Source organism: Aerosakkonema sp. BLCC-F183, assembly GCF_041929145.1.
Lineage (GTDB): Bacteria > Cyanobacteriota > Cyanobacteriia > Cyanobacteriales > Aerosakkonemataceae > Aerosakkonema.
The window spans coordinates 1-10,497 of the sequence record NZ_JBHFNU010000092.1; the positions used below are offsets into that span (position 1 = coordinate 1).

General features: G+C 41.9%; 10 protein-coding genes and 1 pseudogene. 8 read left to right on the top strand and 3 right to left on the bottom strand.

Annotated elements, in window-relative coordinates:
* Positions 1-313: hypothetical protein (locus ACE1CD_RS27720; protein WP_374826899.1), on the top strand; the 313-nt coding region annotated here is incomplete at its 5' end.
* A 150-nt stretch (positions 314-463) separates the two neighbouring features.
* Here the strand turns inward: ACE1CD_RS27720 and ltrA are convergent.
* From ltrA to ACE1CD_RS27735, 3 genes are all read right to left on the bottom strand, one after another.
* Positions 464-2,182: a group II intron reverse transcriptase/maturase gene (gene ltrA / locus ACE1CD_RS27725; RefSeq protein ID WP_374800864.1), complete on the bottom strand. Its 1,719-nt coding sequence runs from the start codon at positions 2,180-2,182 to the stop codon at positions 464-466.
* An 888-nt stretch (positions 2,183-3,070) separates the two neighbouring features.
* Positions 3,071-4,474, bottom strand: coding sequence for a Uma2 family endonuclease (locus ACE1CD_RS27730; RefSeq protein WP_374796063.1), 1,404 nt, complete (start codon positions 4,472-4,474; stop codon positions 3,071-3,073).
* A gap of 72 nt (positions 4,475-4,546) precedes the next feature.
* Complete coding sequence (locus tag ACE1CD_RS27735) at positions 4,547-4,684, bottom strand: DUF6364 family protein (RefSeq protein ID WP_374796064.1); 138 nt, start codon at positions 4,682-4,684, stop codon at positions 4,547-4,549.
* Positions 4,685-5,138: 454 nt separating this feature from the next.
* On the opposite strand from ACE1CD_RS27735, the pseudogene ACE1CD_RS27740 reads away from it, so the two are divergent.
* The 7 genes and pseudogenes from ACE1CD_RS27740 to ACE1CD_RS27770 form a co-directional block, all read left to right on the top strand.
* Positions 5,139-5,762 (top strand): annotated as a pseudogene (locus tag ACE1CD_RS27740) (hypothetical protein); the annotation flags it as partial.
* A 204-nt stretch (positions 5,763-5,966) separates the two neighbouring features.
* A complete protein-coding gene (locus ACE1CD_RS27745) occupies positions 5,967-6,416 on the top strand; it encodes a hypothetical protein (protein WP_374796065.1) in 450 nt (149 codons plus the stop codon).
* Between the two features lie 141 nt (positions 6,417-6,557).
* Positions 6,558-7,196, top strand: coding sequence for a hypothetical protein (locus ACE1CD_RS27750; RefSeq protein WP_374796066.1), 639 nt, complete (start codon positions 6,558-6,560; stop codon positions 7,194-7,196).
* Between the two features lie 6 nt (positions 7,197-7,202).
* Entirely contained in the window at positions 7,203-7,661 is a 459-nt protein-coding gene (locus ACE1CD_RS27755; protein ID WP_374796067.1) for a hypothetical protein, read from the top strand.
* A gap of 8 nt (positions 7,662-7,669) precedes the next feature.
* On the top strand, positions 7,670-8,632 hold the full coding sequence (gene holA, locus ACE1CD_RS27760; protein ID WP_374796068.1) for a DNA polymerase III subunit delta: 963 nt from the start codon (positions 7,670-7,672) through the stop codon (positions 8,630-8,632).
* A complete protein-coding gene (locus tag ACE1CD_RS27765) occupies positions 8,629-9,663 on the top strand; it encodes a DNA polymerase III subunit delta' (RefSeq protein WP_374796069.1) in 1,035 nt (344 codons plus the stop codon). Before holA ends, ACE1CD_RS27765 begins: the two co-directional genes overlap by 4 nt.
* Positions 9,664-9,736: 73 nt before the next feature.
* The gene (locus ACE1CD_RS27770; RefSeq protein ID WP_374796070.1) at positions 9,737-10,477 is read left to right on the top strand and encodes a hypothetical protein; all 741 of its coding nucleotides are present in this window, start codon (positions 9,737-9,739) and stop codon (positions 10,475-10,477) included.
* Positions 10,478-10,497 lie beyond the last annotated feature (20 nt).

Genomic DNA, 10,497 nt, shown 5'->3' on the forward strand with positions numbered 1-10,497 from the left:
GATGCTGTGCGTGGAGGCTGGAACCAATATGAAAGCCAGAGCGCTCAAGCTAATTGAAGAAGATGTAGTTTACTTTAGACTTACTGGCGAAGTTAGAAACTTAGAAATGCCAGCAACTAAAATCGCGCCAATTGCTGAGCTTGCGAGGAATAATTACAAACAGCTAGAAGGCAAAGTTAAAAACCTCGAAGCAATAGCAAGAGGTGAAAAGCCATCTTTAACCGATCTGTTGTGTATAGCAGAAGCATTAAATTTTGATGAAGAAGAATTAATTACAGCGCTTTGCGCTGTTATGAGGTACAGTAGTAATTAGTAAACCAATTTATTACAAACCGCTAAAGAGAGTCGATAGGAGCATTGCTACCCCTACCTCTCATTCAGAACCGAGCGTGATAGTTTCCCATCACTCGGCTCCTCTGAGTATTGGTCGTTTGTCATCGATACCAGACCTGCTTCGTTTCTTTTAGTCATTGTCTGACGTTTTGATATCTACAGCAGTTTTTTCATCGTGGCAATGTTTATGTAGTAAGTCGAGGTTATCGTATGTATCCTTGCCACCTTTGGCTTTGGGAACTCTGTGGTCTACTTCGGTTATATCTTCTGGATGGAAGTGTAATCCGCAGTAGACACATTTACCTTTTTGCCTCTTGAGTAGCTTTTGTTTCCTGGCATTTAAATCGCCGTACTCACTGAGTCTTTGTCCCCAGTAAGACCAGTCACTATCGTAAGGAGATCGTGTGTCTTGTACTTTGATATGTCTAACTATTGGAGTGTCTGAGTGTTTGGCCAGTTTGAAACCGTCCTCAGTCTCAAAGCTCCATCCGTTCCGCCAGTACTTCTCTTTGTTGATGCTACCTTTGCCTCTTTTCCTTGCCCAGCTACTTAACTTGTTCCATACCTCATAATCACAGTTTGAAAAGGTTTCCTTAGAGCTAACTGGAGAGTAATAGTTACACCAGCCTCTGATAATTGGATTTAATTCCTTAATCAAGGCAACTTGTGGGCTGTTCTGATGTTTCTTAATTACTTTCCCAATCTTTTCTAGGTGTTTTATCACCTTTTGTTTCTGAGGTTTGATGATGGGGCTATGTCCAAAGTTAGTACCCCTGTTGCATACCGCTCTATATTTTCCTACTTTATATTGGCGAAAGTTATTGCCTAAGAAGTCGAACCCCTCTGAGGTGGTTATAATTCTGGTTTTTGATTCTTTCAATTGTAGTCCGACTTCATTTTCAGCCCATATTTCTATAGCTGTTTTAAGTGCCTCAATTACTTCTTTCTGAGGATGTAGGATGGCAAAGTCATCAGCGTATCTTACCAGTTTGGGGTGGGTTTGGTAGTGTTTGGATTTAGGTTTTCCTCTTAGATTCTTTTTCCAGTATTCTTCCACATACTCTTCCATGCCGTGTAAGGCAATGTTGGCTAGAAGGGGACTGATAACCCCTCCCTGTGGAGTTCCTGTCTTAGTTTCCGAGAAGGTTTCCCTATCCAGTACACCTGCTTTTAACCATGCCTTAATCTGTCTCTGAAGTTGAGGGAATTGTCTACACTTTTTAAGCAGTTTGTCATGGTTAATGTTGTCAAAACATTTGGCAAAATCGGCATCTAGCACCCACTTCTGTGCGGAGCAACTGATTTGCTTAAATATTGCATCAATGGCGTCGTGACAACTTCTGCCTGGTCTGAACCCATAAGAATTGGGTTCAAAAAGAGCTTCCCATTCTGGTTCTAGGATAAGCAAGGCTAGCATCTGTGTTGCTCGGTCACAAATTGTCGGTATTCCCAACCCTCTTTTCTCATCTGTTCCCGGTTTGGGTATCCAGACTCTACGCAGCGGGGAGACTTTTGAACTAAAATTCAGAGTGTGAATTAGTTTTATCCGTTGGCTGTAGTTTAGGGATTTCATCCCATCTACCCCAGCGGTTTTTCGACCTGCGTTATCTTGGGTGACTCTTCTGACTGCTAGACACTTGGCATAATATGACTTGCTCAACAGCTTTTGCAGCCGTCTTACTAGCACGACATTCCCACTCAGGCTGGCTCTGTATATGTGTTTTTGCAGTTTGAAAACCGCTTTTTCAATTTTCTTCCAGTTAAGCGATTTCCAGGCTACCTTAGCCACGTTGATAGGTTTGGGTTGGAAGCCCCTTTCCATCGTGTCTATAGTTTTAACCTTTGACATTTAAAACTCCTATACACTCCCATACTCAGTGTTCACGTCAGCGTATCCATAGCCATTACAGCTAGGCTTTTGCTTCTTGAACAATCTCTCACGCTAGGGGCATTGGATACTTTGTCAAGGTGTCCTACCTAGAAATCGACCTTCTAGGAGCCATCTAACGTTTTACTTCGTTCCTGATGTCCATAATCACTGTTTTAGGGTGTCACTTTTCACCGGGTTTGTTTTGGAGATGTAATCGGTCTATATCTGACTAGCCGATTCCTTATCCTTGCCTTTTGGCTTGGGTTTTCAGCCTTATTTACCCATTACTAATCACGGTGATTCGGACGTGACTTTCTCTCGTACCCATGACAGCTTGCTCAACAGTTACCGACTTAGGCTCTCAGTAGTCTGCCTTTTCACCCAAGCTTAGGTCGCCTCTGACTGAGGGTAAGGGTGATGCTTTTACTCCACATCTCAGGAGAGAAGGGCTTGCACCTTCATGGACATCAAGTTGTCAAGGTTCGGTTTTTTGTACTGGATTGTACAGTATCCTTATCTTGCAACCCCCACCTGGGTATGTTTTACCCAGTTCTGGGGTTAACGAATCGCACCAGAATATTTAGTGTACCTCACTACAGCGCAAAGCGCTGTAAGATCCGGACACGAGACTTTAGTAATGGGGAGACCCAAACTCATGCACCTGGTTAGATTTTTTGTAACCGTTCAGGGGGTAAGCCTGCGGCGCACCACCCCAAGAGGAGTAGTAAGGATTGCCAGTAGACGGAAAACTTACGACAGAATAGGGATTTGAGCCAACGTATCTAAGCTTGAAGGTAGCGATCGCTCACTAACTCGTTGCAATCAAGCGGCTAAAAACCTTGTCGGTGAAAAGTTTGGCGGATGCAACTAAATCTCAATCAGGGATTGAGCAATTGCCTGCTGTTGAGCTACCGTAGCATACTTGCTATCTGCCTCAATTAAGTTAATGTCAGGTTCCTTGCTCAAATTAGACAAATCCTGATAAATCTCGTAATCTTTCCTATCAGGTAAATCCCAAACAGCCAACGTAATTTCTGACCAAAAATTTAATGGCTCAGGTTTTACCAAATCTCCAATTACTCCCAAGCGAGTTACGCCATATTTGGAGCGCAATAAGGCAGCAGCTTGACGAGCCAAATCCCACCAAGCTGCTTTCCTTTGGGCATCTTGCAGGCTCAGAGTTTCTGTTTCTAATAACGCTGTTACCCACTCGACTGGTGGCAAGACCTTTAAAGCATCTGCTAAACCAAAGGTCATCAGTAACATCCCAATCAAGTTGCGTATGCCTTCTTTACTGCCAATTTGGGGTTTCCCATCCCAGAACTCAAACTTGGCTTCCGGACACCAAGCAATGTACTGCTCGAAGGAAATCGGTACTGGCTCTAACTGCAATTGGGGATTAAATGGCAAACATCCCCAACCTAAACCATTCTCTACCGCTCGCAGTCTTCGACCTTCTGGCTGTGTGCCTTCAATATAAACAATTGGGGGGTCGTGGGGCCAGCTATACCAGTCTTGATCTTCTCTCCACAGATTATTGGGGACAAAAACTAACCCAGGTACGCTCTGCGGTCGGTAGCATCCTGATGCGTCAGGAAGCATTCGCTCGTATTTTCCGTTGATTAAGTGCCAAAATTCGATTTCTTTTCGGGCTGGATTGAGAATGACGTACTCTGGCACTCCACCTGCGGCGTAATAGTCTCGTTTGATGATGCGGTCTGCGTATTCATGTCCGGGTCGCAGTATTTCGATCGCAATTTCGGCTGGCCCTTCGAGGTAGTATTCTCTGAGTGTGTTGCGCGGTGGCCCTAAAAATAATAGTATGTCTGGGGTGAAGCCATTGTTGCCCAGGCGCATAACAAAATCTCGACTGAAAGATTGTCCCCCTAGTGTTTCTGCGATTTCCCAGAAGGAGTGGCTGATATAACGGAGAATGGGATTGTGGTGGTTTTCTTCTCCTCTAGAACCGGGTAGCAGGTCTTCTGGTTGGTAGTGGAAACTGGCTGCCCAGGTTTGTAAGGTGGTAGCAAAGGTTTCTATACTGTCTAATCCGGGAGGAATTGGCGCATTGTAGGTGAGACGGAGAGCTTCTAGCCATTGTTGTATGGGGGCTAGCGCGATGGCGGCACGGGCTCCCCATCCGGTGAGAATTTGTCTGAGTAGTAGGCGGCTACCAACTAGAGTATTACCGACGATTAGCTTGGATTCGATCGATTCTAGTTTGGCTTCTGGGCCTGCATCGATAAATTCGTTGAACAGGTTTGATGTCATTGCCGCATCTCCTTTCTTCCACGATACTCAAGTTAAAGTGTGGCGGCATACATAGATAGCCGTTAAATAAGCTTATTGCGAGGGAAGATAGTACTTTTTAAGTACTCTCTCTATTTCGTTGCTAATTTTGCGATCGTTCTTTTGAGCAGCCAGTTTAATTCGTTCGAGTAAATCTTCATCTAGCGATATGGTTATTCGTTGTCTTGCCATTTTTAACCGTTGAAGCTTTCATTCTATCGTACCATTACGACTAAGAAACGCGACAGGTTTTGAGCCTGGTAAACAAAGCTGGCAAATAATAATTTCTGCATTAGGAAGAATGGCTTCCCGCACAAAAGCGCTGTTCAGCAGCCAAAAGAGTTAAATTCAATCGAACAAAATCTTCTTGCTAACGGAGATAGTTCAATAGCGATGGATTTAACTTCATTACGAGCGGGTGCGCTTGTCCCTTAACTTTTAGCCTAGCTTGCGGACTACCAGTAGGCAGTAGTGATATAATCTATTAAAAAATAAATCGTTGAGTATAAAACTGCCATGAAGTTTGTAATTAATAATCAATTAGGCTATTTCGATATTAGCAATAATATCTGGTTACAAGGTTCAAAAAATTCCATGTTGCATAATCTATGCCTGCCTTTATTAACTCAATGGCAAAGAGTTAAAAGCTTGTAGATTCAGAAATATGTCAGACAGAAATGCTGCGGTTACTTATACAGTAATGGCCTTAATTACCCGCAGCAATTTAAAAATTGAGAATTATGATGATGTAAAGATGGAAGCTTTCTATAAATTTCTAGATGAAATTGGTGCAAAATACGAATTACAAAATCGAGAGTTATTTGTAATAGGGAAATTAAGTCATCCTTTAAAACCTATCGCAATAAACGCTTTTTTGTATCCTGAGTTCCATAGTGACTGGCAACCTCTAGTTGCTCCTCTTTTAACACAGATAGAAGGAAAAAGCTATTTGGAAGAGAAATTATTTTCTGACCGTCTACGATATTGGCTAGAGCTTGAAAAGATGGGGGCTAAGTTTGAATTTGATTATGGGATTGAAACTCGATTCAAGGACAATAACCCTCACGCTGTTCGCATCAATAGAAAAAGCAATCTTTCTGGTGCTGAGGTATATGCTAGAGATTTAAGAGGAGGTGTAGCTTTGGTGACAGCTTCATTAGTAGCAAAAGGAAAAACTGTTATTCATAATGCCGAAGAAATACTTAGAGGTTACGAGAATTTGGTTGATACTTTGAACAGGTTGTCTGTCAATATAGAAATTGAGGATTAAGCTCTGTTAATTGTGTAACATCTATAACTTCTCGTTTCATACGCTCTCCATTCAAAAAAGATAAAAGTGCGCTGACGCTGCTATTGGGAATGATGAATTCCCTGGTTGCTAATGTACTCTAAAAGATTGCCTCTTGACCAGAGGCAGACCGACTCTTTGAAGAAATATGGATTTTGCGTGGCTACTGTAGCTGGCATTAAATCCATGAGATTTAATAATTTTATCATGCTCGATTGGGATACGCCACATCGAGGCGAAGTTTACCAAAATCTCAAACAACTTTGCCACGAAAATCCTGAAGAACTTTGGGCTATCTACGATACATTTGGCGGCGTTCATGCTTTCCGATTGAATTGTACCGAACTACCAACTTCTGCCCATAGCATTGCCTTAGCTTATAAGCTGAATGCAGACATTCGCTATGTGGAACTTTGCATATCGAGAAACCTTTGGTCAGCCCGCATCGCCCCTAAACCTAGTAGAAGCGGAGATTTCATCTGTTTCAAAGGTTTTGTTGGCACAGGAACTGCCCTACCAAAAACTCAATGGCTCTTGCAAATTCACCACAATTTACTAATCAAGCATGGGCTAACTACGCCCAATAAAAAGAGTCCGAGTTCCTCACTAATTCGACAAATTCGGTTAGTGGCTTAACTGTCAAGCAAAGACCCGGTTATTCCGGGTCTTTTTTTATTAAATTCTTGTCAGATTTGAAGTTAAAGAACTATGGGCTTTTTCTAATTTTTATTGGCTTAGCGCTGACGCGCCAAATATTAGCAACATCAGGCATAAATAATGTCAAATCCACACCCCTCACTATTTGAATTGTCTCCCCAAACCCAACGAATTCCAAATTCTTTTAAAAAGATGACGAATCTGCTGCTGGAAAATGGAGCTAAGAAAGAACTGATTGCTACCATGTTAGAAATAGCTCAATTTTCTATCCATCACGTTCGGTGGTTAGCTGGGCCAGTAATTGTGCATCAATCTCTTTGGATGGAAACGTTACCCAAATGGCTGATAGAAGCCATTTATTTAGATAGATTGGAGCGAATTTTCCAAGAACATGAAACAGACGAAATTGGTGTACTTGCAACGCCAGCAGAAGTCCTAGCTTGTATGTATTCAGCCACGATGGAAGCACCTTTACATTCTGATTGGGTGAAGGTTTATTTGTGGGTCGGTAATGAAGTTTTTTCCAAACATCGGCGACTTGAAGAAACTTCTTTATGGCAACTGCTTGGCGAAGATAGACCGATTAAATTTGAGTCGATTAAATCGGATTTTGAGCAGTTAGCAAGAGATATCCGAAGAAAGGTTGTAGAAGCTGCTAAACAACGAGGATGGGGTAAGAAACCTCTTCCCTCAGTCACCGCCTCTCAAAAATCACCGCCTGACACAGAAAATCGACCACTACAATATACGCTTTTTTGAATTAGAATGAACAATAATTCAATTCTACATCTGGCTAATTGGGAAGTTGATAATTTAGTCAAAGAACCTGGTTTCTTAATTCGTCCTGTCGAACCACAGCCTCTGGGAATATCAAAAGATTCTCCTTTGGATGGAAAGTGGTTAGCCAAAAAGTTTAAGGTTAATGAGGTTCCATTACTCCTACCAACTATTGGCGACCTCCCAATGGAATTTCCTTGGGGAAGAGTGGGAGAAATACTACCAATTTCTGACAACTCACTACAGCTAGTTATTGCCAGCATAGATGTGGAAAAGCTCAATCAAATCTCGCCAGAAGTTGTTCAAATGACTGGTATTGACTTCCAAAATAGTACAATTCCATATTGGTCTATGCTTCACATTGAAATCCAAAAAACTTATCCAGAAATCAAACCAGATTCTTGGGTTTGGGTTATCAAAACTGTACCGATTTCACCATTTAACTGAAAATTTCCATGCCTATTTCCATTTATTGGGGTGATGATGATTATCTCATCGAACGTAATGTTAACTTATTACGTGACACCCTTGTTCATCCAGACTGGCAAATATTCAATTTCTCCCGTTATCAGTTTGGAGAAGACAATTTTAGAGCCGCTCTTAATGAGATTTTAACTCCACCAATTTGCAAAGGTGGACGCTTAGTACTTGTATCCAATTTGGGAGAGTTGAAAACAAGTGATGAAACTAAAATCGAGGAACTGTCACGGTATCTGGTAAATATACCAGATACTAATCATCTATTGCTAACCAGTCAATCGAAATTAGACAACCGCCTCAAGTTTACTAAGCTACTTTCTCAGTATGCTCAAGTCAAAGAGTTTTCCCTTATCCCAGCTTGGGATACCCAAAAGCTAACGAACAGAGTTAAAGAAGCTGCTAGGGAGTTGTCTATGTGGATATCCGATGAAGCAGCTAATCTCTTAGCAGTTTCAGTGGGTAATAATACTAGGCTCTTGTTTAATGAGTTGGAGAAACTTAGCTTGGTGGCGGTAGGCTCTGAGATTGAGGTTTACCATGTCAAAAGCTTGGTTAGTATTACTACCACTAATACTCTCCAACTTGCTAAAGCTATTTGTGTGAAAGATGTCTCTACAGCTACTCAAGTGTTTAGCACACTCTTATCACAAAATGAGCCAATTGTCAAGATTGTTGCTACTCTCACTACCTCATTTCGTACTTGGTTAATTGTGAAGGCTATGGTAGCTGAGGGGGTCTTGGATAATTATACGATCGCCACAGCAGCAGGAGTAGGAAACCCCAACCGCGTCTACTATCTCAAACAAGAAGTTAGCTCAATTTCTCTATGCAGATTAAAGCAAGTTCTGTACCAATTGTTAGAGTTGGAAATCCTAGCTAAACTTGGTGGTACTGAGTCACTCTTCACTAGCCAAATCATTTCTCTTTGCACTGTATGAGCATTTTACAATTTTTCCCCGACCCTGGCGACCCTACAGATACTACTGGGATTGCAGAGTCAGCTACTTTTGAACCATTCTTTGATGAGATTATTGGTCAATCAACGGCTATTAAGCTGCTGCAAAAGGCGATCGCTACTCACAGAGTACCCAATGCTTTTCTCTTTGTCGGTTCTGATGGTGTGGGTAAACGCCTTACTGCTAAGTGTTTCATAAAAGCGCTGTTTTGTCAAGCGCTTCCGGTATCAAAAGTGTGCGGTTGTACGGAACAGATTCAACAATATAATCACCCGGATGTTCTATGGATACAACCGACATTTTTGCATTCTGGGGAATTAATCGATGTTTCTACTGCTGCTTCCCTTGAACTCGCGTTCAAACAGCCGCCAGTTGTTCGCATTGAGCAAGTTAGAGAGATTGCTAATTTCTTGGCTTATCCTCCTATATCAGCATCCCGACAAGTTGTGGTGATAGAGGGGGTAAGTTCGATCGCATCGGCGGCTGCGAATGCTCTGTTGAAGACTCTGGAAGAACCGGGAACTGCTACAGTGATTTTGATTGGTGACAATTGGGAGTCTATTTTACCTACCATCCGTTCCCGTTGTTGTGTGATTCCTTTTAGAAATTTGGGCCAACAGGAAATGTGTCAGGTATTGGAGAAGACGGGGCATTTTCAGATTCTAGCACATCCTGAGATTATTGAGATGGCACAGGGGTGTCCGGGGAATGCGATCGCGGCTTGGAATCATTTAACGCGCATTGAACACATTGTCCCTGGAGTGCTATCAGTTCCCAACGCTTCCCGATCGCTTTCTGCGCTTCTTGAAGTTGCCAAAACTATTAGCCAAAAGCTTGACATTTCTACTCAGTTATGGTTATTGGATTATTGGCAATTTCTATTTTGGAAAACGAAAAGAGATAGGAGAATTATAGAGGTTTTGGAGAGTGCTAAAAAATCACTCCGTCTTGCACAATCTCAATTGGTTTTTGAAGTGTGTCTGTTGAAATTAGGAGAAAATGGAGCTAGTTGAGAGCTTATCTTTGAAATAGCAGTGTTCGCTGACGCGCCTCAAAATAGCGAAAAACAAGAAAAAAAGGATATCTATGGGTCATCCAACTCTTTTACCTACTCATAAAGTTCCGATCGACAATTTTAATACCTTGGCTTCTCAACTAAGACAAGCTGGTGCTAAGTTTCGTTCTTCTGTTCGCAAACAAGACGCTACGATCGTTTTCTCTCAATTACCTGACAAGGCTTTATCCATCCTAGAATCTGGTGCTAATTTTCAGGACACTTGTGAGGCTGATTTAAATTTAGAACCGCCTACTGATTTAAGTGGTTCTACACTAACACAAGTAAGCAGTATTACACAGGAAACTTCTGAGTTTGCTTCAAATATGGAATTGGCAGAACGTCAGGAAGTGAGCCATTATAAAGCAGAGCAAGTGCTTGCAAAAACTCAACTAACAGAGGTGGATAATACCACTGAGTCTGTGGAGATAAGTGGAGAAATATTGATGGATGAGTTAGTGGAAATTACTCCAAGAGAATCTGTTGAGATTGCGGAGCCAAGTGAACAACATTCAAGGGATAACTTAATAGAGGCTACTGCGCCAGAAATCGTTGAATCTGTGGAAGATGCTCCCGAATTTGTTGAGTCTGTAGAAAACGCAGTAGAGTTGGTGGAATCAACAACTCTAGCTACAGAAGAACAACTTTTGTCACTGAGTAAAACCAAGCTCAAGAAGTTAGCCAACAAATATGGGATTGAAGGTCGAACTAAGTTAGAACATCACGAATTAGCTGCTGCTTTAGCTAACAAAGTTCCCTTCGATAATCTGTAATTATTGGTCAAAAAGAATTC

Excerpts from the sequence above, each read along its gene's own strand:
- ltrA (WP_374800864.1), bottom strand. The coding sequence starts at position 2,182 with ATGTCAAAGGTTAAAACTATAGACACGATGGAAAGGGGCTTCCAACCC.
- ACE1CD_RS27730 (WP_374796063.1), bottom strand. The coding sequence starts at position 4,474 with ATGACATCAAACCTGTTCAACGAATTTATCGATGCAGGCCCAGAAGCC.
- ACE1CD_RS27735 (WP_374796064.1), bottom strand. The coding sequence starts at position 4,684 with ATGGCAAGACAACGAATAACCATATCGCTAGATGAAGATTTACTCGAA.
- ACE1CD_RS27745 (WP_374796065.1), top strand. The coding sequence starts at position 5,967 with ATGAGATTTAATAATTTTATCATGCTCGATTGGGATACGCCACATCGA.
- ACE1CD_RS27750 (WP_374796066.1), top strand. The coding sequence starts at position 6,558 with ATGTCAAATCCACACCCCTCACTATTTGAATTGTCTCCCCAAACCCAA.
- ACE1CD_RS27755 (WP_374796067.1), top strand. The coding sequence starts at position 7,203 with ATGAACAATAATTCAATTCTACATCTGGCTAATTGGGAAGTTGATAAT.
- holA (WP_374796068.1), top strand. The coding sequence starts at position 7,670 with ATGCCTATTTCCATTTATTGGGGTGATGATGATTATCTCATCGAACGT.
- ACE1CD_RS27765 (WP_374796069.1), top strand. The coding sequence starts at position 8,629 with ATGAGCATTTTACAATTTTTCCCCGACCCTGGCGACCCTACAGATACT.
- ACE1CD_RS27770 (WP_374796070.1), top strand. The coding sequence starts at position 9,737 with ATGGGTCATCCAACTCTTTTACCTACTCATAAAGTTCCGATCGACAAT.